We start from the raw sequence: 22,601 nt of genomic DNA, 5'->3' as shown, positions 1-22,601 counted from the left end.
GGATTCGAGGAGTGTTGTGAGCGGGAATGAGCAGCCGGTGCAGCTGTGGGGCGGCCGGTTCGCCAGCGGGCCGGCCGAGGCGATGGCGGCGCTGAGCGCGTCGACCCATTTCGACTGGCGGCTGGCGCCGTACGACATCGCCGGGTCGCGGGCCCACGCGCGAGTGCTCCGGAAGGCGGGGCTGCTCACCGAAGACGAGCTGACCGGCATGCTCGCCGCGCTGGACACCCTCGCGCGGGACGTCGAGTCGGGCGCGTTCACCCCGACCGTCGCCGACGAGGACGTCCACACCGCGCTCGAACGCGGTCTGCTGGAGCGGGCGGGCACCGAACTCGGCGGCAAGCTGCGGGCAGGCCGTTCGCGAAACGACCAGGTCGCGACGCTGTTCCGGATGTGGCTGCGGGACGCCGCCCGGCGGGTGGTCGCGGGCACCCTCGGTGTCGTGGACGCCTTGGTTTCGCAGGCGAAGCGGCACCCGGACGCGATCCTCCCCGGCCGCACCCACCTGCAGCACGCCCAGCCTGTCCTGCTCGCGCACCACCTGCTCGCGCACGGCCAGTCGCTGCTGCGCGACGTCACCCGGCTGCGTGACTGGGACGCTCGCACCGCCGAATCGCCCTATGGCTCCGGCGCGCTCGCGGGTTCGTCGCTCGGTCTCGATCCTGAGGCCGTCGCCGCGGAACTGGGCTTCGACACCAGCGTCGAGAACTCCATCGACGGCACCGCCTCGCGGGACTTCGTCGCCGAGTTCGCCTTCGATGTCGCGATGCTCGCGGTCAACCTGTCCAGGATCGCCGAAGAGGTGATCATCTGGAACACCGCCGAATTCGGCTACGTCACCCTCGAAGACGCCTGGGCGACCGGCAGTTCGATCATGCCGCAGAAGAAGAACCCCGACGTCGCCGAGCTGACCCGCGGCAAGGCCGGACGGCTCATCGGCAACCTGACCGGTCTGCTCGCGACGCTCAAGGCGCAGCCGCTCGCGTACAACCGTGACCTGCAGGAGGACAAAGAACCGGTTTTCGACTCCGTCGAGCAGCTGGAACTGCTGTTCCCGGCGATCGCGGGCATGCTCGAGACGCTGACCTTCCACACCGACCGGCTCGCCGAACTGGCGCCCGCCGGGTTCACCCTCGCCACGGACATCGCCGAATGGCTGGTGCGCCAGGGAGTTCCGTTCCGTGTCGCGCACGAAGCGGCGGGGGAGAGCGTCCGCGTCGCCGAAGCCCGCGGTGTCGGCCTGGACGAACTGACCGATGAAGAGTTCGAGAAGATCAACCCGGCCTTGACGTCCGCCGTGCGCGAGGTGCTGACCGTCGAGGGCTCGGTGAGTTCGCGCAACGCTCGCGGCGGTACCGCTCCGGAGCGGGTCGCCGAGCAGCGGGACCGGCTGGTCGCGCGGGTCGCCGAACACCGCGCCTGGCTGAGCTGATCTCTCGCGTGAAGGCCCCCTTCCCTCGGCTGAGCCGAGGGAAGGGGGCCTTCACGCGCTTCAAGATCGTTTAGCGGTCTTCCGGAGCTTCGCACGCACCGCGCGGCTGGCGACTGGGCCGAGCCCTTCGAAGACGTCGACCAGGACGGCAAGCTGCTCCAACGCCGCCAATGCCTGTTCGCTGCCCTCGGGATTCACCGATTCGAACAACGTCAGGCCGAGGAAACCGGCGGAGACCGCGTGGGCGAGCCCCTCGGTCTCCGCGAACTCCAGCACCGGCGAATCGGCCAGCACCCGGTCGAGGGTGACCCGGACTTCACGCACCCAGTTGTCCAGCGCCTGCCGCGTCGCCTCGGCCAGCCGTCCGCCGCCCTGCGCGCCGGCGAGCGCCTGGGCGAGGACCGTCATGTTCCCTTCGGCGCGTTCCTCCGCATGGATGACCCGGCCGAGGTCCAGAAGCTCGGCCAGCGTGGTCACGTCGGCGAACCGGTCACGGAAGTGGGCGACGCGGCTTTCGGTCGCCGTCACGCAGGCCTGCGCGATCAGCTCCTCGACACTGCCGAAATGGTAGAAGATCAGCGCCTGATTGGTGCCCGCCGCCGCGGCGACGGTCCTGGCCGAAACCGCGGTGATCCCGCTGGTGCGGATCGTCTCCAGCACTCCGTCGATCAACCGCTGTTTCGTGCTGGGCCCGTTCATCAGTCCAGGACCTTCTCACGCAGGGGCTTCACCGCGCCGCTCACCCCCGGCCGCAGATCGACGAACCGTGCCTCGAAAGCGCCCCGGTAGCCGAACAGCGGCCCGAACCGCCGGTTCGTCACCCGGATCTCGATGCGGAAGAGCCCGCTCTCGTCGTCGAACCACTCGTCGACCTCGGCCACACCGACGAGGGATCGCGGCACCACACACCGAAGCGGGCCTTCACGGATACGGAACTCCTCCGACCGGATATGGAAGCCGCCGTCGGGCCGCACCGTCAGGTCGAGATCGACGGCGAGGTGCTGATGTGTGCCCAGGTAGTCGACGATCTTCCCGCGATCGCGGCTGTAGATCATCTGCGCGTCGAACCGGCGTCGCCGTTCCGGCAGTTCGAAGGTGCGGACGAACGACACCGTCTCCCTGCCGAGCGAGTCGACGTACGGATAGTTCTCGATGGTGAAGGGGACGTTGCGGCCCCGTTCGGGGAACAGGATGTGCCTCGACGCGCCGAGCCGCAGGAACGGCGTCGTGAACGCGGCGCCGCGCCAGATCTCGTCCATCACGCCCACGCCGATCATCCCGACGCCGTTCTCGGAACTCAGCGACAGCCGTTCGCGCATCCGCGGATGCAAGGACGCGAAGCCGGCGCCCAGCGCTTCTCGGAAGATCATGCCTGCTCCAAGGTGTCGAGGATGCGGGGCGCGACGCCGTCCTTGCCGGGCCGCGGGCTCCGGCGGCAGCGTCTCGCCGAGGGGGAGAGCAGCGGGAGTTCTTCCGGTGGTGCACCGGTCTCGAGCCACAAGCGGAGCCTGTCGAACGACCAGGCCGTCATCCAGCCGAAGAGCGGCCGGAACAGCAGGTCGGCGAACCTGCCGAAGACACCCCATCGAGTGGTGTAGTCGAAGCCGGTGACGAACCGGACGCCGTCGTCGACCGGGGTGTAGCGCCAGTACCCCGATCCGGTCTTGATGAGCGACAGCGGATCCGCCGAGGCGAAGCGCAGCGCGGACGTCCGGCCGCCGTCCGGCCGCGTGCTTTCACCGGCGTGTGTTCCGGTCCCGCTGACGACGAGCCCCAGGAACTCGGTCGTGTACCGGAACCGTCCCGGTGAACCCACGACCGGCTCGATCTGCGAGAAGCGGAGATCCCACCGTGCGTGCAGACGCGGGTCCTGCGTGTACCGCCACAGCGTGTCGAGGTCGGTGCGGATCACCGTTTCGACGTAAAGCGCTCTTCGGCTCATGGCGCCCCTCCAGTTTTGAGCGTCCGCTCAAAAGCACTGTAGAGCATGTTTGAGCAATCGCTCAATACCTGGCCGGTTAAGGTCGGCCTGGGAGAACGCGAGGTAAAGGGGAGTGCGGAACGTGGAGACCGGCAGGCAGTTCACCCGGCGCGAGCTGGCGCTGGATCCGGTGGAGCTCTCCACGCTCCTGCTCGGCGCGGTGATCGAGGCGACCGGCCCCGACGGCACGGTCGCCGTCCGCCTGGTGGAGGTCGAGGCCTATCGGGGGCTCGACGACCCCGCGTCGCACTGCTACCGCGGCAAGACCCCGCGCAACGCGGTCATGTGGGGACCCGCGGGGCACCTGTACGTGTACTTCGTCTACGGCATGCACTTCTGCGCGAACGTCGTCGGCACCGATGACGGGCAGCCGGGCGCCGTGCTGCTGCGTGCCGGCGAGGTTGTGACCGGTGCGGACATCGCCAGGGCGCGCAGGCCGTCGGCACGCGGCAACGGCGAGCTCGCCAAAGGCCCGGCGATCCTCACCTCGGTGCTCGGCATCGACCGGGCCGAGAACGGCGTCGACCTGACCGACCCCGCGTCACCCGTCCGGTTGTTCACCGGCGAACGCGTTCCCGAAGCGGACATCCGCACCGGGCCGCGTGTCGGCGTCGCGATGGCGATGGACACGCCATGGCGGTTCTGGATCGACGGATCGCCCGCGGTCTCCACCTACCGGCGGGGCGGCAAGCGACGGGCGGCCGCCCCCGGCCGATAGTCGGTTGACCTGGTGCGGGAGGATCTACAGGCGTGAGCGAGCACATCCTTGACGAGTTGACCTGGCGCGGCCTGATCGCGCAATCCACCGACCTCGAAGCACTCCGGCGAGACCTCGACCAAGGACCTCTCACGCTCTATTGCGGATTCGACCCGACCGCGCCCAGCCTGCACGCCGGCAACCTGGTCCCGCTGCTGATGCTCTCCCGCTTCCAGCGCGCCGGTCACCGGCCGATCGTGCTGGCGGGTGTCGCGACCGGGATGATCGGCGACCCGCGCGACACCGGTGAGCGCACCCTCAACACGCTGGACACCGTCGCCGAATGGGCGGACCGGATCCGTGGGCAGCTGGAGCGCTTCGTCGACTTCGACGACTCGCCGACCGGCGCGATCATCGAGAACAACTTGAACTGGACCGGCAAGCAGACCGTGGTCGAGTTCCTGCGCGACGTCGGCAAGCACTTCCCGGTCAACATGATGCTGAACCGGGAGACGGTGAAGCGGCGTCTCGAGGCCGACGGAATGTCGTACACCGAGTTCAGCTACCTGCTGCTGCAGTCGCAGGACTACCTGCACCTGCACCGCGAGTACGGCTGCAAGCTGCAGATCGGCGGCTCCGACCAGTGGGGCAATCTCGTCGGCGGGGTCGACCTGATCCGCCGGACCGACGGCGGGCACACGCACGCGCTGACCGCGCCGCTGGTCACCGACACCGAGGGACGCAAGTTCGGGAAGTCCACCGGCGGCGGCAGCGTCTGGCTCGACCCGGAGATGACCTCCCCGTACGCGTGGTTCCAGTACTTCCTGAACGTCGCCGACTCCGACGTCATCCGCTACCTGCGGATGTTCTCCTTCCTCGGGCAGGAGGAGATCGCGGCGCTGGCCGAGGACACCGAACAGCGCCCCCACCTGCGGTCCGCGCAGCGGAAGCTGGCGGAGGACTTCACGACCCTGGTGCACGGCGAGGCGGCGACCCGGCAGGTCATCGCCGCGAGCCAGGCGCTGTTCGGCAGGGGAGAGCTGCGTGAGCTCGACTCGCCGACCCTCGACGCCGCCATGGCCGAGGTGCCCAACGGCAAGGTCGACCCGAACGGCGAGTCGACGATCGTCGACCTGCTGATCGCCGCCGGCCTCGTCGACAGCAAGGGCGCCGCGCGCCGCACCGTCAAGGAAGGCGGCGCGTACGTCAACAACACGAAGATCGCCGACGAGGAGTGGAAGCCGTCCGCGGACGACGCTCTGCACGGCCGCTGGCTCGTGGTCCGCAAGGGCAAGCGCAACGTCGCCGGCGTGCGCGTCGGGGGCTGATCGCGGCCCAGGCCCGAAACAGGGGCCCTGACCTGTGGAAACGCAGTTAAGGTACCCCCCTGTTTCGGGCCCTTCCGGGGCGTGTAAAGTTCTCCAAGTCGCCAGGGAAACCGGGCGGCCGACCGGGACACGAACCAAGCTCTCGCCTCGGAGTTGAAAGACTCAGTGCGATTGAGTGGGTGTCTCACCAAAAACTGCTAGGAATGACTGCTTCGGATAAGGCCGCGTGACTGTGGTGCGATCTGGGGTGTGTTGCTTGAGAACTCAACAGTGTGCTAGTGAACTAAGCCAGTAGAGCTTATGTATTTGAACCTCGTTTGAGGTTCCTTTGAGAGCATTAAATTGCCTCGATCAAATTTGACATTGTTGGAGAGTTTGATCCTGGCTCAGGACGAACGCTGGCGGCGTGCTTAACACATGCAAGTCGAACGATGAACCGGTTTCGGCCGGGGATTAGTGGCGAACGGGTGAGTAACACGTGGGCAATCTGCCCTGTACTTTGGGATAAGCCTGGGAAACTGGGTCTAATACCGGATACGACTTCTGCGGGCATCCGTGGAAGTGGAAAGCTCCGGCGGTACAGGATGAGCCCGCGGCCTATCAGCTTGTTGGTGGGGTAATGGCCTACCAAGGCGACGACGGGTAGCCGGCCTGAGAGGGTGACCGGCCACACTGGGACTGAGACACGGCCCAGACTCCTACGGGAGGCAGCAGTGGGGAATATTGCACAATGGGCGCAAGCCTGATGCAGCGACGCCGCGTGAGGGATGACGGCCTTCGGGTTGTAAACCTCTTTCGCCAGGGACGAAGCGCAAGTGACGGTACCTGGATAAGAAGCACCGGCTAACTACGTGCCAGCAGCCGCGGTAATACGTAGGGTGCGAGCGTTGTCCGGAATTATTGGGCGTAAAGAGCTCGTAGGCGGTTTGTCGCGTCGTTCGTGAAAACTCCACGCTTAACGTGGAGCGTGCGGGCGATACGGGCAGACTTGAGTTCGGTAGGGGAGACTGGAATTCCTGGTGTAGCGGTGAAATGCGCAGATATCAGGAGGAACACCGGTGGCGAAGGCGGGTCTCTGGGCCGATACTGACGCTGAGGAGCGAAAGCGTGGGGAGCGAACAGGATTAGATACCCTGGTAGTCCACGCTGTAAACGTTGGGCGCTAGGTGTGGGCGACATCCACGTTGTCCGTGCCGTAGCTAACGCATTAAGCGCCCCGCCTGGGGAGTACGGCCGCAAGGCTAAAACTCAAAGGAATTGACGGGGGCCCGCACAAGCGGCGGAGCATGTGGATTAATTCGATGCAACGCGAAGAACCTTACCTGGGCTTGACATGCGCCAGACATCCCTAGAGATAGGGCTTCCCTTGTGGTTGGTGTACAGGTGGTGCATGGCTGTCGTCAGCTCGTGTCGTGAGATGTTGGGTTAAGTCCCGCAACGAGCGCAACCCTTATCCTACGTTGCCAGCGCGTTATGGCGGGGACTCGTGGGAGACTGCCGGGGTCAACTCGGAGGAAGGTGGGGATGACGTCAAGTCATCATGCCCCTTATGTCCAGGGCTTCACACATGCTACAATGGCTGGTACAGAGGGCTGCGATACCGCGAGGTGGAGCGAATCCCTTAAAGCCGGTCTCAGTTCGGATCGCAGTCTGCAACTCGACTGCGTGAAGTCGGAGTCGCTAGTAATCGCAGATCAGCAACGCTGCGGTGAATACGTTCCCGGGCCTTGTACACACCGCCCGTCACGTCATGAAAGTCGGTAACACCCGAAGCCCATGGCCCAACTGCTTGCAGAGGGAGTGGTCGAAGGTGGGACTGGCGATTGGGACGAAGTCGTAACAAGGTAGCCGTACCGGAAGGTGCGGCTGGATCACCTCCTTTCTAAGGAGCAACACATCCACCCCGCCGGGATACCCGGACCAACGGTGGTGGAGTGGGCACGGCTCAACATCCGAATGTGGTGTTGCCGGGCTTGCTCAAGGAATTGTGGAACTACTGGTTAGGGTTCGAGATTGGGTTGCCGGCGGGGGCGAGTACTGCTCCGCAAGGAGCGTGGAAAGTGTTACGCCGGATTCAGTCGAGAATTGTTCACTATGCACGCTGTTGGGTCCTGAGGCAACACGCCGAGGGGCTTACACGAGCTCCAGGGTTGTTTGTTTCTGGTGTGGTGTTTGAGAACTGTAGAGTGGATGCGAGCATCTTTGTGGTCAAGTTGTTAAGGGCACATGGTGGATGTCTTGGCTTCAGGAGCCGATGAAGGACGTGGGAGGCTGCGATATGCCTCGGGGAGCTGTCAACCGAGCTGTGATCCGAGGATTTCCGAATGGGGAAACCCAGCACCAGTTATGTGGTGTTACCCGCATCTGAATATATAGGGTGTGTGGAGGGAACGCGGGGAAGTGAAACATCTCAGTACCCGTAGGAAGAGAAAACAACCGTGATTCCGTGAGTAGTGGCGAGCGAAAGCGGAAGAGGCTAAACCATGCACATGTCAAGCTGTCAGGCGTTGTGTGTGTGGTGTTGTGGGACCCGCCTTGGAGGATCTGACAGTCTTCCGGGTTTGCGCGTGTGTTAGTGGAACGCCTTGGGATGGGCGACCGGAGTGGGTGAGAGTCCCGTACGCGAAAACACATGTTTGTGGACCTTGGTGGTGTTCCCGAGTAGCAGCGAGCTCGTGGAATTTGCTGTGAATCTGCCGGGACCACCCGGTAAGCCTAAATACTTCCTGAAGACCGATAGCGGACTAGTACCGTGAGGGAAAGATGAAAAGTACCCCGGGAGGGGAGTGAAAGAGTACCTGAAACCGTGTGCCTACAAGCCGTCAGAGCCCGAGCACATCTTTGTGATGTTGAGGTGATGGCGTGCCTTTTGAAGAATGAGCCTGCGAGTTAGTGCTGCGTGGCGAGGTTAACCCGTGTGGGGTAGCCGTAGCGAAAGCGAGTCTGAATAGGGCGATTGAGTCGCGTGGTCTAGACCCGAAGCGGAGTGATCTACCCATGGCCAGGCTGAAGCGTCGGTAAGACGACGTGGAGGGCCGAACCCACTTAGGTTGAAAACTGAGGGGATGAGCTGTGGGTAGGGGTGAAAGGCCAATCAAACTCCGTGATAGCTGGTTCTCCCCGAAATGCATTTAGGTGCAGCGTCACATGTTTCTCCACGGGGGTAGAGCTACTGGATGGTCTAGGGGCCTTACCGGGTTACCGAAATCAACCAAACTCCGAATACCGTGGTGTGAGAGTGTGGCAGTGAGACGGCGGGGGATAAGCTTCGTCGTCGAGAGGGAAACAGCCCAGAACACCAGCTAAGGCCCCTAAGTGTGTGCTCAGTGGGAAAGGATGTGGGATTGCCCAGACAACCAGGAGGTTGGCTTAGAAGCAGCCACCCTTGAAAGAGTGCGTAATAGCTCACTGGTCAAGTGGTCCTGCGCCGACAATGTAGCGGGGCTTAAGCACACCGCCGAAGCTGTGTCATTGACACATATAGATCGGCGTTCTCCTTGCGGGGACGTCTAGTCGTGTTGATGGGTAGGGGAGCGTCCTGCATCCAGGGAAGCGGCGGCGGAAGCCAGTCGTGGAGGGTGTGGGAGTGAGAATGCAGGCATGAGTAGCGAATGCAGAGTGAGAAACTCTGCCGCCGGATGACCAAGGGTTCCTGGGCCAGGCTAATCCGCCCAGGGTAAGTCGGGACCTAAGGCGAGGCCGACAGGCGTAGTCGATGGATAACGGGTTGATATTCCCGTACCCGAGCACGTGCGCCCAGGATGAGGCGGTTGATACTAACCACCCGAAGCGCATCGCAAGACCCTTCGGGGTGGAGCGGTGTTGTGGAGCGTGGGATCTGATTCCGTAGTAGTCGAGTGATGGGGTGACGCAGGAAGGTAGCTCCGCCAGTGAGTGGTAGTACTGGTGTAAGCGTGTAGACCGAGTGGTAGGCAAATCCGCCGCTCATCAAGGTTGAGACGTGATGCGTAGCCGATTGAGGCGAAGTAGAGTGATCCTATGCTGCCGAGAAAAGCCTCTAGCGAGTGCGTGCACGGCCCGTACCCCAAACCAACACAGGTGGTCAGGTAGAGAATACTAAGGCGATCGGGTGAACTGTGGTTAAGGAACTCGGCAAAATGCCCCCGTAACTTCGGGAGAAGGGGGGCCAAACACTCTGAAGTCCCTTGCGGACTAGGGGTGGGTGGCCGCAGAGACCAGCGGAAAGCGACTGTTTACTAAAAACACAGGTCCATGCGAAGTCGCAAGACGATGTATATGGACTGACGCCTGCCCGGTGCTGGAACGTTAAGAGGACCGGTTAACCCTTCGGGGTGAAGCTGAGAATTTAAGCGCCAGTAAACGGCGGTGGTAACTATAACCATCCTAAGGTAGCGAAATTCCTTGTCGGGTAAGTTCCGACCTGCACGAATGGCGTAACGACTTTCCGGCTGTCTCAACCACAGGCCCGGCGAAATTGCACTACGAGTAAAGATGCTCGTTACGCGCGGCAGGACGGAAAGACCCCGGGACCTTTACTATAGTTTGGTATTGGTTTTCGGTTCGGCTTGTGTAGGATAGGTGGGAGACTGTGAAGCTGGCACGCTAGTGTTGGTGGAGTCGTTGTTGAAATACCACTCTGGTCGGATTGGGAATCTGAACCTCGGACCATGATCTGGTTCAGGGACAGTGCCTGATGGGTAGTTTAACTGGGGCGGTTGCCTCCTAAAGAGTAACGGAGGCGCCCAAAGGTTCCCTCAGCCTGGTTGGCAATCAGGTGTTGAGTGCAAGTGCACAAGGGAGCTTGACTGTGAGACAGACATGTCGAGCAGGGACGAAAGTCGGGACTAGTGATCCGGCACCACCTGGTGGAAGGGGTGTCGCTCAACGGATAAAAGGTACCCCGGGGATAACAGGCTGATCTTGCCCAAGAGTCCATATCGACGGCATGGTTTGGCACCTCGATGTCGGCTCGTCGCATCCTGGGGCCGGAGTAGGTCCCAAGGGTTGGGCTGTTCGCCCATTAAAGCGGCACGCGAGCTGGGTTTAGAACGTCGTGAGACAGTTCGGTCCCTATCCGCCGCGCGCGTAGGATACTTGAGGAAGGCTGTCCCTAGTACGAGAGGACCGGGACGGACGAACCTCTGGTATGCCAGTTGTCACGCCAGTGGCATGGCTGGTTGGCCACGTTCGGAAGGGATAACCGCTGAAGGCATCTAAGCGGGAAGCCTGTTCCAAGATGAGGTATCCCACCCCTTGTGGGTTAAGGCCCCCAACAGACCATTGGGTTGATAGGCCAGAAATGGAAGCACAGTAATGTGTTGTCGAGTTGACTGGTACTAATAGGCCGAGGACTTGCCCACAAAGATGTTACGCATCCACTCTACAGCTCTGAAACACCACACCGATCTGGAAACAGACTGTGTGTGTTGTTTCGTAGTGTTTCGGTGGTTATAGCGTCAGGGAAACGCCCGGTCCCATTCCGAACCCGGAAGCTAAGCCTGACAGCGCCGATGGTACTGCAACCGAAGGGTTGTGGGAGAGTAGGACACCGCCGGACTAACTTCAGGACAGGGTCCTGACCAGGGTCGAGAACCCCAACAGGTTCTCCCCGGTCAGGGCCCTGTCTCTTTTCATGTCCATGGACCGACTAGAATGGTCCGTTGGCCCACCTGACGGGTGGGCCCCAGTGTCGAAACTTTTCAATAGTGGCAGGAGGCCAGGTGTCCGAGTTCGGTCGACGTGACTCAGATGATGGCGCGTCCGGCCGGTCGGGTCGCCGGGACGACAGTCCCCGCGGAGGCCGGTCTGACGCGCAGCGAGGTGACCGGCGCGGTTCCGCCGGCGGTAGGCAGGACCGGGGCGGCCGGGATGGCGGCTACCAGGGCCGTCCGCGCAGGGACGACCGCGGTGCCCGCGGGTCCGGTGGTTACCCCGGCAAGCCCTCCCGCAGCGGCGACGGTCCTCGTGACCAGCGCCCCGGTGGCAGCCGGTTCGCAGGCCAGGGGCGTGACGACAACCGCCCGCGCTACAACAACGACGACCGGTCCGGCGGCCGCGACAACGACCGTCGTGGCGGCTTCCGCTCCGACGACCGGCGCGACAGCCGCGACTACAAGGGCGGCGACCGCGGCGGTTACCGCTCGGACAGCCGTGGCGGCGATCGCGGTGGATACCGCGGCGGCGACAACCGCGACAACCGTGGTGGAGACAGCCGGGGCGGTTACCGCTCGGACAACCGGGGCGGCGACAGCCGCGGTGGCTACCGGTCCGACAACCGCGACAGCCGTGGCGGCGATCGCGGCGGGTACCGCGGCGGCGACAACCGCGGCAGTGACAATCGTGGCGGCTACCGGTCCGAGAACCGTGGCGGCTACCGCTCGTCCGACAGCCGTCCCGAGCGTCGTTACGACAACCGCTCCGACAGCCGTTCGGACAACCGTTCCGAGGGCCGGTACGAAAAGCGCTCCGACAGCCGCCCGGCCCGTTCCGGCTATGGCTCGGACAACCGCGGCCGTTCCGACGACCGCCCGTCCGGCAACCGTTACGAGGGACGCCCCCAGGGCAAGTCCTCCGGTGACCGCGACAGCCGTGACAACCGGGGCGGCGACGACCGGCGTCCGTCCTATCGCGACGACCGCGGTGGCTCCCGTTCCGGTGGCGACCGTCGTCCCAGCGGCGGTGGCTACGAGCGCAAGAGCTTCGGCGACCGCGACAATCGTGGCGACGACAAGCGCGGTTCGTACCGGCCGTCCGGCGACCGTCCCGACCGTCGCTCGTCCGACCGGCCCGAGAAGCGCTACGACGACAAGCGCGGCGGGTTCGACCGCAAGCGCGACGACCGTCCCCAGCGCGACCGTTCCGAGGGCCGCAAGGACTTCCGTTCCTCGCCTCGCGTGGACGACAGGCCGGTCGACGACGAGACCTTGGCGCGTGAGCTGCTCGAGGCTCCGGAGCTGCCCGAAGGCATCGAGTTCTCCGATCTCGACGAGGAGGTCCGCCGGGAGCTCCGCACCCTGCCCAAGGCACTGGCGGAAACCGTCGGCAAGCACCTGGTCGCGGCCGGTGGCCTCGTCGACGAGGACCCCGAAGCCGCCATGGAGCACGCCAAGTACGCGAAGGCCAAGGCGTCGCGGGTCCCGATCGTCCGTGAGGCGCTCGGCCTGGTCGCCTACCACGCGGGCAACTGGTCCGAGGCGCTGTCCGAGCTGCGGGCCGTCCGCCGGATGACCCGGACGGACGACCACATCGCGATCATCGCCGACGCCGAGCGCGCCATCGGCCGCCCGGAGCGGGCACTCGACCTCGCGAAGGAGGTCGACAAGGAGCGTCTGTCCAAGGCGACCCAGGTCGAGCTCGCGATCGTCGCGGCCGGCGCCCGGCGTGACCTCGGCCAGCTGGACGCCGCCGTCGTCTCCCTCCAGGGTGACGACCTCAAGGCGGAGAAGCGCGATCCGTGGAGCGCCCGGCTGTTCTACGCCTACGCGGACAACCTCGCCGCCGCCGACCGCAAGGACGAGGCGATCCGCTGGTTCCTGAACGCGGCAGAGGCCGACGAGGAGGACGAGACCGACGCCGCCGAGCGCGCCGCGGAGCTCACCAATGGCTGACGCCCTGTCGGCCGGGTACGACGCGGTCCTGTTCGACCTCGACGGCACGGTCTACCACGGCACCGAAGTGGTCCCGGGCGCACCGGAAGCGCTTCGGGCGCTTCGGGACCACGGCACGGCCGTCCGGTGGGTGACCAACAACGCCTCCAAGGCGCCCGCGGAGGTCTCCGCGCACCTGGAGGCACTCGGACTGCCCGCCACCCCCGAAGAGGTCCACACGAGCTCTCAGGCCGCCGCCGCCCTGCTGGGTGAGCGGCTGCCTCAGGGCGCGGTGGTCCTCGTCGTGGGCACGGACTCGCTGGCCGCCGAGGTCGAGTCCGTCGGCCTGCGGACGGTCCGGGAAGCCGGTCCGGACGTGGCCGCGGTGGTGCAAGGGCACTCGCCGCAGAACACCTGGGCGGCCCTCGCGGAGGCGTGTCTCGCCATCCGCGCGGGCGCGCTCTGGGTGGCGACGAACGTCGACGCGACGCTGCCCAGCGAACGTGGTCTGCTGCCGGGCAACGGGTCGATGGTGGCCGCGTTGCGCCACGCCACCGGCGTCGAACCGTTGGTGGCTGGCAAGCCGGCGCCAGGGCTGTTCACGACGGCGGCGCGCGACGCGAGCGCGGAGCGGGCCCTCGTCGTCGGCGATCGGCTGGACACCGACATCGAGGGCGCGGTCGCGGCCGGCATCGACGCGCTCTGCGTCCTGACCGGCGTCGCCGACGCGGCGTCCCTGATCGCGGCGAGGCCCGAGGAGCGTCCGCGCTACCTCGCGCAGGACCTGTCCGGGCTGAGCAGCCGGGCGGAACTTCTCGAAATCGGGCCGAAGGACGGCTGGCGCGTCACCGCACAGGGTGACGTCCTCGAAGCCGATGGTGAAGGCGACTCCCTCGACCTGTTGCGCGCGTTGTGCGCGGCGGCCTGGGAGTCGGGGATCACCGAGGTCCGTGGTGTGGGCGACACCGCCCGCGCCGCGCTCGCCGAGCTGCGCCTCGGCTGACCAGCGCTGCTAACTTGGTGGGGTGCAAGACCACTTCCACCCCGTGCCGCGACCGCCGGTGCCGGGCCCGCCGCCGGTGCCCGGGCCTCCGGCGGTCCAGGCCGAACAGTTCGCGCAGCAGGACACGGATCCCCGGGCCGGGATCGACGAAGCGGTGGCGGGTCTCGACGACCTCACCGCGCTTCCGCTCTCGGAGCACGTCGACCGGTTCGAGGCCGTGCACACCGAGCTGACGGTGGCGCTGTCCACCATCGACAAGGTCTGACCGCGTGCCCAAACGCGCCCGCCTGGACGCGGAGCTCGTCCGGCGGGGACTCGCCCGTTCCCGGGAGCAGGCGTCGGCGCTGATCGCCGAAGGCAAGGTCACCGTGCGCGGCATGGTGGCCACCAAACCCGCGACCGGGGTCGAGTCCGGCGCGCCGATCGTGGTGCGCGACGGCGACGATCCCGGCTGGGCGTCCCGCGGCGCGCACAAGCTGCTCGGCGCGCTCGAAGCCTTCACTCCGCAAGGTCTTTCCACCGAGGGAAAACGCTGTCTCGACGCGGGCGCTTCGACCGGTGGCTTCACCGACGTCCTGCTGCGCAACGGCGCCGCCACGGTGATCGCCGCCGACGTCGGCCGCGGTCTGCTGGACTGGCGCCTGCGCACCGACGACCGCGTGGTCGTCCTGGACAAGACGAACGTCCGCAACCTGGCCCCGGAAGACCTCGGCGGTCAGGTCGACCTCGTGGTCGGGGACCTCTCGTTCATTTCGCTCAAACTCGTGCTGCCCGCGCTGGCCGCCTGCGCGCGGGACGGCGCCGATCTGGTGCCGATGGTGAAACCACAGTTCGAGGTCGGCAAGGACCGGCTCGGCAGCGGCGGCGTCGTCCGCGACCCCGAACTGCGCGCCGAATCGGTGCTCGGTGTGCTCGCCGAGGCCGAGAAGCTGGACCTGAGCCTGCGCGGCGTCGTGGCGAGCCCGCTTCCCGGGCCGTCGGGGAACGTCGAATACTTCGTATGGCTTACCCGCGGGGCGGGGGAGACCGACGGCACCGACGCCGAGCGGCTCGTCCGGACCGCAGTCCTGGAGGGACCCCAATGAGCGATCGCGAGGTGCTGCTCGTCGTGCACCCGGACCGGGACGCGACCCGGGACGCGGCACGCGAGGTTTCAGCCCGTTTCGCCAAGGCGGGTGTGCGGCTTCGGGTACTCGACGAGGACGTCCGGGAGATGCTGGAAGCCGACGGCGGGATCGGCGCCCCCTGCACGGTCATGGCGCCGGAGCAGGACCCGGCCGCCGGCACCGAGTTGGTGTTCGTGCTCGGCGGCGACGGCACGTTGCTGCGGGCCGCGGAACTGGCAAGGCCGAACGGCGTTCCGGTCCTCGGTGTGAACCTCGGCCGGGTCGGCTTCCTGGCGGAGGCCGATTCGGACAAGCTCGCCGACACCGTCCAGCGCGCCGTCGACGGCGACTACCAGGTCGAAGAGCGGATGACCGTCGACGTCGTCGTGACCGTCGACGGTGAGGAGACCGTCAACACGTGGGCGCTCAACGAGGCCAGCGTCGAGAAGAGCTCGCGTGAGCGCGTGCTGGACGCGCTCATCGAGGTCGACGGAAGGCCCGTGTCGTCCTTCGGCTGCGACGGCGTCCTGTGTGCCACTCCGACCGGTTCGACGGCGTACGCGTTCTCCGCGGGCGGGCCGATCATCTGGCCGGACGTCCAAGCCCTGCTGGTGGTCCCGAGCAACGCGCACGCGATGTTCTCCCGGCCGCTGGTCGTCTCGCGGGACTCGGAGATCACCGTCGCCATCGATCCGGACGGTTCGCCCGCCGTCCTGACCTGCGACGGATCGCGGACCTTCGATCTTCCCGCCGGCGCGGCCGTGCGGGTCACCTGCGGCCGGGTGCCGGTGCGCCTGGTCCGGTTGTGGGAAGGCCCGTTCACCGACCGGCTGGTGCACAAGTTCTCGTTGCCGATCAAGGGCTGGCGGGAGCGACACGCCCGCTGACGGATGTCGTGAAAGGGCCGTTGAGGACAACTTTCGTCGTCAAGGCCCCTTTCATGACGTGCCGGGTGCGGGAATGGTCGGGGTGGGCCGCTACGGTGGGCGTCGTGCTGGCCGAGATGCGCATCCAGGGCCTCGGAGTCATCGAGGACGCCCTGCTGGAACTGCACGCGGGCTTCACCGTCGTCACCGGTGAGACGGGTGCGGGCAAGACCATGGTCGTCAGCGGGTTGCACCTGCTCTCCGGCGGCCGAGCCGAAGTGTCCAAGGTGCGGACGGGAATGCTGAAGGCCTTCGTGGAAGGCCGCTTCGAGCTGGGCGGTGCCGAAGGCGCCACCCGGATCGTCACCGACGCCGGGGCGGAGGTCGACGAGGACGGCAGCGTCATCGCGCTGCGCGCGGTCTCGGTCGACGGCCGGTCCCGTGCCCACCTCGGCGGCCGTTCGGTGCCGGTCGGGGTGCTGGCCGATCTGTCCGAGCAGCTGATCGCCGTCCACGGGCAGAACGATCAGCTGCGCCTGTTGCGGCCCGCCGAGCAGCGCGCGGTGATCGACCGGTTCGCCGGCGAGGCCGTCACCGAACCGCTCGAGCGCTACCGCGCGGTCCGGGACGAGTGGCTCGCCGTCGTAGCCGAGCTGACCGAACGCTCCACCCGCTCCCGCGAGATGGCGCAGCAGGCAGACCTGTTGCGCCACGGCCTCGCCGAGATCGACGCCGTCGCGCCGGAACCCGGCGAGGACACCGAGCTCACCGAGCAGATCAAACGGCTCGCCGCGGTCGACGAACTGCGGGCGGCGGCCAGCGCGGCGCACGCCGCCGTCGCCGGTTCGGCGGACGGGGATCCGGACGCGCCCGGCGCGCTGGGGCTGATCGGCGAGGCGACGCGCCATCTGAACGGTTCCGAAGACGCCGTGCTGCGCGAACTCGGGCCCCGGCTGGACGAGGCATCGGTGCTGCTGTCCGAAGTGGGCACCGAGCTGGGCAGCTACCTCGAAACCCTCGACGCCGACCCGGCGTTGCTGGAGAAGGTGCTCGCGCGCCAGGCGGACCTGAAGCGGCTCACGCGCAAATACGCCGCGGACGTGGACGGTGTCCTCGCCTGGGCCGACGACGCCCGTCGCCGGATGTCCACGATGGACACCTCCGAGGAGGCGCTGGCCGAGCTGGCCAAGCGCCGCGACGAACTCGCCGTCACGCTGGCGGAACACGCGCTCACGCTGTCGGAAGCGCGGGTCGAGGCCGCCGCCGAGCTCGCCGAGGCGATCACCGCCGAGATGGCCGGGCTCGCCATGGGGCAGGCCGAGATCGAGATCACCGTCGAGCGGCGCGCAGTGGACGAGAGCGACGCGCACGCGGTGAAGGTCGGCGGCAGGCTCGTGCACGCCGGGCCCGACGGCGTCGACGAAGTGGAGTTGCTGCTGAAGGCGCACAACGGCGCGCCGCCGCTCCCGGTGCACAAGGCCGCTTCCGGCGGCGAGCTTTCCCGCGTGATGCTGGCGATCGAGGTCGTCCTCGCGCACGCGGACACCGTGCAGACACTGGTGTTCGACGAGGTCGACGCCGGGGTCGGCGGCCGGGCGGCGGTCGAGATCGGCAGGCGGCTCGCGCGGCTGGCGCGCAGTCACCAGGTCCTGGTGGTCACGCATCTGCCGCAGGTGGCCGCGTTCGCCGATCAGCATCTGGTGGTGGACAAGGGCACCAGCGGCGGAGTGACCCGCAGTGGGGTGCGCGTGCTCGAACAGTCGGAGCGGGTCGTCGAGCTCGCCCGCATGCTCGCCGGAATGGAAAGCACCGAGACCGGCCGGGCGCACGCGGAGGAATTGCTCGCCGTCGCCGAGGCCGACAAGAGCGCGCCGGACAAGCCCAAGGCCCGTCGCGGCGGAAAGCGAAAGAAGGCGAAGTAAGCTCCGCCTGCGTGAGTCCGTGAAGGCCTCCTTTCCTACCTTCAGGGTGGTGAAGGAGGCCTTCACCACTTCTGCCGCTCTGGCCGGGTCGAGGTACTCGGTAAGGTTGCGAAAGCCACTTTCGCAACGCTGAAGGTTGCGAAAGTGGCTTTCGCACCGTTCGTGGCGGGAGGCCGCGGCCGAACCGGTGTGGGTTAATCGGCGTGTTTCCATCGGCGTGGCGGACACGGAAGGCCGCGCGGATTTGTCAATATCGGTCGCATGAAGCTCACCGGCTTGCTCTCGCGTAACCAAGAGACCCTCCCCGGGATCACCGGCGTCGCCAGGGTCGACCGGCGTACGCGCGAGCTGCTCCGCCGGCTGAGCCCTGGCGACATCGTCGTCCTCGACCAGCTCGACCTCGACCGGTCGACCGCCGATGCCTTGGTGGAGGCCGAAGTCGCGGCGGTGGTGAACGCCTCGCCGTCGATCTCCGGCCGTTTCCCCAACCTGGGCCCGGAGATCCTGCTCGAAGCCGGGATCCCGCTGGTCGATTCGGTCGGCGGCGAACTGCTGCGCAAGGTGAAGGACGGCACGAAACTCCGCCTGCACGAAGGCGTCGTCTACATCGGAGAGCGGCAGCTCGGCTCGGGTGTCCAGCAGACGCGGGAAAGCGTCGCGGACCAGATGATCGAGGCCAAGGCCGGGATGTCCACCCAGCTCGAGGCGTTCTCCGCGAACACGATCGAATTCCTCCGCCGGGAACGCAGCCTCATCCTCGACGGGGTCGGTGTCCCGGAGATCCGCGTTCCGCTCAAGGACCGGCACGCCCTCGTGGTCGCCGGCGGCAACGGGCACGCCGAAGACCTCAAGAAGCTGAAGAAGTACATCGGCGAGCACCGGCCGGTGCTGATCGGTGTCGACGCCGGGGCGGACACCCTGCGCGCGCAGGGATATCAGCCGGACGTCATCGTCGGCGACCCGCACGGGATCGGCGCGGAGACGCTGCGCAGCGGCGGCGAGGTCGTGGTGCCGGCGCAGCCGGACGGGCACGCGCCGGGTGTCGAGCGCATCCAGGACCTCGGGATCGGCGCGGTCACCTTCCCCGCGACGGGCAACGCCGAGGATCTGGCGCTGCTGCTGGCCGACGCGCACGAGGCGAGCCTGGTGGTCACCGTCGGTTTCCAGGCGACCCTGCGGGAGTTCCTCGACCACGGCCGGTCGGGTTCGAACCCGTCGACGTTCCTCACCAGGCTCAAGCTCGGCACGAAACTGGTCGACGGCAAGGCGGTCGCGACCCTGCACCGCAGCCGGGTGTCCATCGGCGCGATCGTCCTGCTGGTCGTCGCGACCCTGGTGGCCGTCGGGGCCGCGCTGCTGGTGTCCGACGTGGGTTCGGTCTACCTCGACTGGATCCGCGACACCTGGAACTCGTTCATCGCCTGGGGCAAGGGACTCTTCACGTGATTTCACTGCGGTACCACATCGTTTCCATCGCCGCCTGCTTCCTGGCGCTCGCCATCGGGGTGGTGCTCGGGTCCACGGCGCTGAACGGTGCCCTGCTTTCCGGCCTCGCCGGCCAGAAGGAGGATCTGGGTACCCAGGTCGCGGATCTGGAAGCGCAGCGCAACACGCTCAACGCCAGGCTCGGTGACGCGGACGCGTTCGCCGGCGCGATGGGGCCGAAGGTCGTCGCCGGGCAGCTGGACAAGCGTTCGGTGGTGCTGGTGACCACAGAGGACGCGAAGCCGGCGGACCGGGACGCGCTCAAGCAGCTCGTCGGTCAGTCCGGTGCCGCCGTCACCGGGGAGATCCAGCTGACCGAGGCGTTCTCCGACCCGATGCGCTCCGATCAGCTGCGTGACGTGGTGTCGCGTCTGCAGCCCGCCGGTGTCCAGTTCCCGACCGCGGGCGACCCCGGCACCCTCGCGGGCGCGCTGATCGGCTCGGTCGCGTTGCTGAACAAGGACAACGCGCAGCCGCAGTCCACGCCGGTGGAGCTGGCGGCCGCGCTCGGCGGGCTCACCGACGGCGGTTTCCTCAAGACCGGCGGGGACGTGAAGCCCGCGCAGCTCGCGATCGTGCTCACCGGTTCGAAGTACACCGGTGACGGCGCAGGTGACCGTGCCTCGACCATCGCGCGGTTCGCCGCGCAGCTGGACCGCTCCGGCGCGGGCACCGTGCTGGCCGGGGGCGCGGGATCCGCCGACGGCACCGGCGCGATCGGCGTCGTCCGCGCCGACACCTCGTCGACCTCGATCCTGTCCACTGTGGACAACGCGGAGACCGCGGCGGGCCGGGTCACCACGATCTTGGCGCTGCGCGAGCAGCTCGAAGGTGGCGCGGGCCGCTACGGCATCGCGGGCAACGCCCAGGCACCTGCCCCTGGTATCGCCGCGGACGGCAACTAGCCCTTTGCGCATTTGGTACTTGCGTGTGCAAGGACCGCGTCCAGAGGACTAAATGCGGGGCCAGAGCCGGGTTTTCGGGAGCGGGCGGGCGTAGGAGCCGGCCCGGCTGGTCTTGAGGTCGAGGGCGACAAGGGATTCGGCGAGGCGGACGGCGGCGGCGACGCCGTCGATCACCGGGATGTCCAGCATCGCCGAGATCCGGCGATCGAGTCCCGTCATTCCCGCGCAGCCGAGGACGAGGACTTCCGCTCCCGCGTCGCGGGCACGCCGTCCGGCGGTCAGCAGCGCGGACTCCGTCCGGCGTTCGTCGGTCAGTTCGAGGACGCCGAGCCCGGCACCGAGGACGCCGACGCAGTTCTGCGCGACGCCCGCGGCGTGCAGGCTGTCTTCGATGAGCCCGCACGTCCGGTCCAATGTGGTCACGACGCCGTAGCGTCTTCCCAGCAGGCAGGCCAGATGCGCGGCGGCCTCGGTGATGTCGACGACCGGGACGTCGAGCAGTTCCCGCGCGCCTTCCCGTCCGTGCTCGCCGAAACCGGCCATCACGAGTGCGTCGAACGGCTCGTCCAGCCCGTTGAGAAGGTCGAGGACGGCCGCGGCGCTGAGGAAGCTGTCCAGCCAGCCTTCCGCGGATTCCGGGCCCCACAGCGGGGTTCTGGCCAGGATTTCGGTGCCGGGACTCGCCGCGGCGCGGGCGCCGGCCTCGATCTCCTTCGTCATCGCCTCGGTGGTGTTGCAGTTGGTGACCAGGATCCGCATCACGCGACCCGCTGCTTGCGCGTCACCACGAAATAGAGGGCCGCGGCGGACGCGGTGCCGATGAACCAGGAGTACGGCGCGGCGGGGGCGAAGAACGGCACCAGGGCGATGATCGCGGACAACGCCGCCGTGGGCAGGAAGGTGACCATCGCGCGCGGGTTGAACCCGCGTTTGTAGTGGTACGGCGAATCGGGCCCGGCGACGAACAGCTTGTCCACGTCGATCCGGCCGCGTTTCACCAGGTAGTAATCGACGATCATGATGCCGAACAGCGGGCCAAGAAAGGCACCGAGGCCGCCGAGGAAGTAGTTGACCACCGCGGGGGAGGAGTACAGCTTCCACGGCAGCACGCACAGTGCCGCGACCGCGCTGATCATGCCGCCGATGGTGAAGGTGATCCGTTTGGGCCAGATGTTGGCCAGGTCGTAGGCGGGGGAGACGAAGTTCGCGACGATGTTCACGCCCATGGTGGCGATCGCGAAGGTCAGCGCTCCGATGATCAGCACGGGAGTGTTGTCGATGCGGGCCAGCAGTTCGGCGGGGTCGGTGATGGCTTCGCCGAACACCTGGAGGCTGCCCGCGGTCACCAGCACCGACAGCAGCGCGAACGCCGTCGAGTTGATCGGCAGCCCCCAGAAGTTGCCGCGCCGCACCGTTTTCTGGTTGGGGGCGAACCGGGAGAAGTCGCAGAAGTTGAGCATCAGGGTGCCGTAGATGGACAGGATCAGGCCGACGGCGCCGAACCACTGCCGTACTTGCTCCCCTGTGGACAGTGCCTTCGGGTTGCTGGTCAAGGAGATGTTCCAGTCGGCGGCCGCGAGGATCCACACGGCGAGCGCGATCATCACGACCCAGATGCCGGGACCGCACCAGTCCTGGAACTTGCGCACGGCCTCCATGCCGCGGGTGAGCACGAGCGCCTGCGCGAGCCATAGCGCGATGAAACAGATCCAGCTGAGCGCGTGCAGGCCGAGGAAACCCACTTCCGTCAACGGTTTCAGGCCCGGATCGATCGCGAGCACGAGCAGCGTGATGGCGACGGAGGCGAGGTAGGTCTGGATGCCGTACCAGAAGATCGCGATGATCGCGCGGATCAGCGCGGGCAGGTTCGCGCCGAAGGTGCCGAAGCTGATGCGGGCGACGACGGGGAAGGGGACGCCGGTCTTCTGGCCGATCCGGCCCATCAGGTTCATGCCGAAGTAGATGAGCACGAAACCGGTCAGCAGCGCGGTGAACACCTGCCAGGCCGAGAGCCCGAGGACGAACAGGCCCGCCGCGAAGGTGTAGTTGCCGAGGTTGTGCACGTCCGACATCCACAGCGCGAAGATGTCGTAGACCTTCCAGCGGCGTTCCTTCGCCGGGGCGAGGTCTTCGTTCCAGAGCCGGGGATCGGCGTTCTCGGTGGTAGGCGCTTCGGACCGGGTTGCTGGGGCGGCGGTCATGCGGGGCCTCCGATCGACGGGGACGTCCGGTCGATTTGGTATCCCAAAATTTGGCATCCCAAATATCACCCCGCGGTGGGCCGTCGTCAAGGTTTCTGCCGATAAAC

At 66.7% G+C, this 22,601-nt stretch carries 16 protein-coding genes and 3 rRNA genes; 14 read left to right on the top strand and 5 right to left on the bottom strand.

The genetic code is table 11. From position 1 onward, the window contains the following. Nucleotides 1-16 precede the first annotated feature (16 nt). On the top strand, nt 17-1,432 hold the full coding sequence (argH, locus tag ACZ1DY_RS27025) for an argininosuccinate lyase (protein ID WP_465481281.1): 1,416 nt from the start codon (nt 17-19) through the stop codon (nt 1,430-1,432). A 60-nt stretch (nt 1,433-1,492) separates the two neighbouring features. On the opposite strand, the gene ACZ1DY_RS27020 is transcribed toward argH, so the two are convergent. Genes ACZ1DY_RS27020 through ACZ1DY_RS27010 form a run of 3 tightly spaced genes read right to left on the bottom strand, consistent with a single transcriptional unit; the run spans nt 1,493 to nt 3,374 of the window. Next, a complete protein-coding gene (locus ACZ1DY_RS27020) occupies nt 1,493-2,131 on the bottom strand; it encodes a TetR/AcrR family transcriptional regulator (RefSeq protein WP_465481280.1) in 639 nt (212 codons plus the stop codon). Continuing rightward, on the bottom strand, nt 2,131-2,802 hold the full coding sequence (locus ACZ1DY_RS27015) for a DUF4166 domain-containing protein (protein ID WP_465481279.1): 672 nt from the start codon (nt 2,800-2,802) through the stop codon (nt 2,131-2,133). Before ACZ1DY_RS27015 ends, ACZ1DY_RS27020 begins: the two co-directional genes overlap by 1 nt. Next, entirely contained in the window at nt 2,799-3,374 is a 576-nt protein-coding gene (locus ACZ1DY_RS27010; RefSeq protein WP_257485870.1) for an SRPBCC family protein, read from the bottom strand. Before ACZ1DY_RS27010 ends, ACZ1DY_RS27015 begins: the two co-directional genes overlap by 4 nt. A gap of 121 nt (nt 3,375-3,495) precedes the next feature. On the opposite strand from ACZ1DY_RS27010, the gene ACZ1DY_RS27005 reads away from it, so the two are divergent. The 13 genes from ACZ1DY_RS27005 to ACZ1DY_RS26945 all read left to right on the top strand — a co-directional run bounded on the left by ACZ1DY_RS27005 (nt 3,496) and on the right by ACZ1DY_RS26945 (nt 20,293). Beyond that, complete coding sequence (locus ACZ1DY_RS27005; protein ID WP_465485718.1) at nt 3,496-4,131, top strand: DNA-3-methyladenine glycosylase; 636 nt, start codon at nt 3,496-3,498, stop codon at nt 4,129-4,131. A gap of 32 nt (nt 4,132-4,163) precedes the next feature. Further along, entirely contained in the window at nt 4,164-5,438 is a 1,275-nt protein-coding gene (tyrS, locus tag ACZ1DY_RS27000) for a tyrosine--tRNA ligase (protein WP_126734033.1), read from the top strand. 363 nt (nt 5,439-5,801) lie between these two features. Beyond that, nucleotides 5,802-7,320: ribosomal RNA gene (locus ACZ1DY_RS26995) — 16S ribosomal RNA — on the top strand. A 324-nt stretch (nt 7,321-7,644) separates the two neighbouring features. Beyond that, a 23S ribosomal RNA gene (locus tag ACZ1DY_RS26990) occupies nt 7,645-10,780 on the top strand. An 80-nt stretch (nt 10,781-10,860) separates the two neighbouring features. Next, nucleotides 10,861-10,977, top strand: a 5S ribosomal RNA gene (gene rrf, locus ACZ1DY_RS26985). Together the 16S, 23S and 5S rRNA genes form the textbook arrangement of a ribosomal RNA operon. Before the next feature lie 163 nt (nt 10,978-11,140). Then, nucleotides 11,141-13,027, top strand: coding sequence for a tetratricopeptide repeat protein (locus ACZ1DY_RS26980; protein ID WP_465481278.1), 1,887 nt, complete (start codon nt 11,141-11,143; stop codon nt 13,025-13,027). Further along, the gene (locus tag ACZ1DY_RS26975; RefSeq protein ID WP_465481277.1) at nt 13,020-14,009 is read left to right on the top strand and encodes an HAD-IIA family hydrolase; all 990 of its coding nucleotides are present in this window, start codon (nt 13,020-13,022) and stop codon (nt 14,007-14,009) included. Before ACZ1DY_RS26980 ends, ACZ1DY_RS26975 begins: the two co-directional genes overlap by 8 nt. A 58-nt stretch (nt 14,010-14,067) precedes the next feature. Further along, a complete protein-coding gene (locus tag ACZ1DY_RS26970) occupies nt 14,068-14,274 on the top strand; it encodes a hypothetical protein (RefSeq protein WP_371878933.1) in 207 nt (68 codons plus the stop codon). 4 nt (nt 14,275-14,278) lie between these two features. Then, complete coding sequence (locus tag ACZ1DY_RS26965) at nt 14,279-15,094, top strand: TlyA family RNA methyltransferase (protein WP_465481276.1); 816 nt, start codon at nt 14,279-14,281, stop codon at nt 15,092-15,094. After that, nucleotides 15,091-16,002 carry an NAD kinase gene (locus tag ACZ1DY_RS26960; RefSeq protein ID WP_072026471.1) on the top strand — a complete coding sequence of 304 codons (912 nt, stop codon included), beginning with the start codon at nt 15,091-15,093 and terminating at the stop codon, nt 16,000-16,002. Before ACZ1DY_RS26965 ends, ACZ1DY_RS26960 begins: the two co-directional genes overlap by 4 nt. Nucleotides 16,003-16,106: 104 nt before the next feature. Beyond that, nucleotides 16,107-17,903, top strand: a complete 1,797-nt coding sequence (gene recN / locus ACZ1DY_RS26955; RefSeq protein WP_257485874.1) for a DNA repair protein RecN — start codon at nt 16,107-16,109, stop codon at nt 17,901-17,903. A gap of 261 nt (nt 17,904-18,164) precedes the next feature. Continuing rightward, a complete protein-coding gene (steA, locus tag ACZ1DY_RS26950) occupies nt 18,165-19,349 on the top strand; it encodes a putative cytokinetic ring protein SteA (RefSeq protein ID WP_126736744.1) in 1,185 nt (394 codons plus the stop codon). After that, nucleotides 19,346-20,293: a copper transporter gene (locus ACZ1DY_RS26945; RefSeq protein ID WP_257485876.1), complete on the top strand. Its 948-nt coding sequence runs from the start codon at nt 19,346-19,348 to the stop codon at nt 20,291-20,293. Before steA ends, ACZ1DY_RS26945 begins: the two co-directional genes overlap by 4 nt. Before the next feature lie 48 nt (nt 20,294-20,341). On the opposite strand, the gene ACZ1DY_RS26940 is transcribed toward ACZ1DY_RS26945, so the two are convergent. Together ACZ1DY_RS26940 and ACZ1DY_RS26935 are read right to left on the bottom strand one after the other, a co-directional pair. Next, nucleotides 20,342-21,052: an aspartate/glutamate racemase family protein gene (locus ACZ1DY_RS26940; RefSeq protein ID WP_400568006.1), complete on the bottom strand. Its 711-nt coding sequence runs from the start codon at nt 21,050-21,052 to the stop codon at nt 20,342-20,344. Then, nucleotides 21,052-22,494 carry an NCS1 family nucleobase:cation symporter-1 gene (locus tag ACZ1DY_RS26935; RefSeq protein ID WP_465481275.1) on the bottom strand — a complete coding sequence of 481 codons (1,443 nt, stop codon included), beginning with the start codon at nt 22,492-22,494 and terminating at the stop codon, nt 21,052-21,054. The genes ACZ1DY_RS26940 and ACZ1DY_RS26935 overlap by 1 nt, the downstream gene beginning before the upstream one ends. Nucleotides 22,495-22,601: the final 107 nt, after the last annotated feature.

The organism is Amycolatopsis sp. PSD-21 (genome assembly GCF_055561455.1).
Note: the sequence above shows the minus strand (reverse complement) of the source record. Positions and strands in the feature narration are given on the sequence as shown.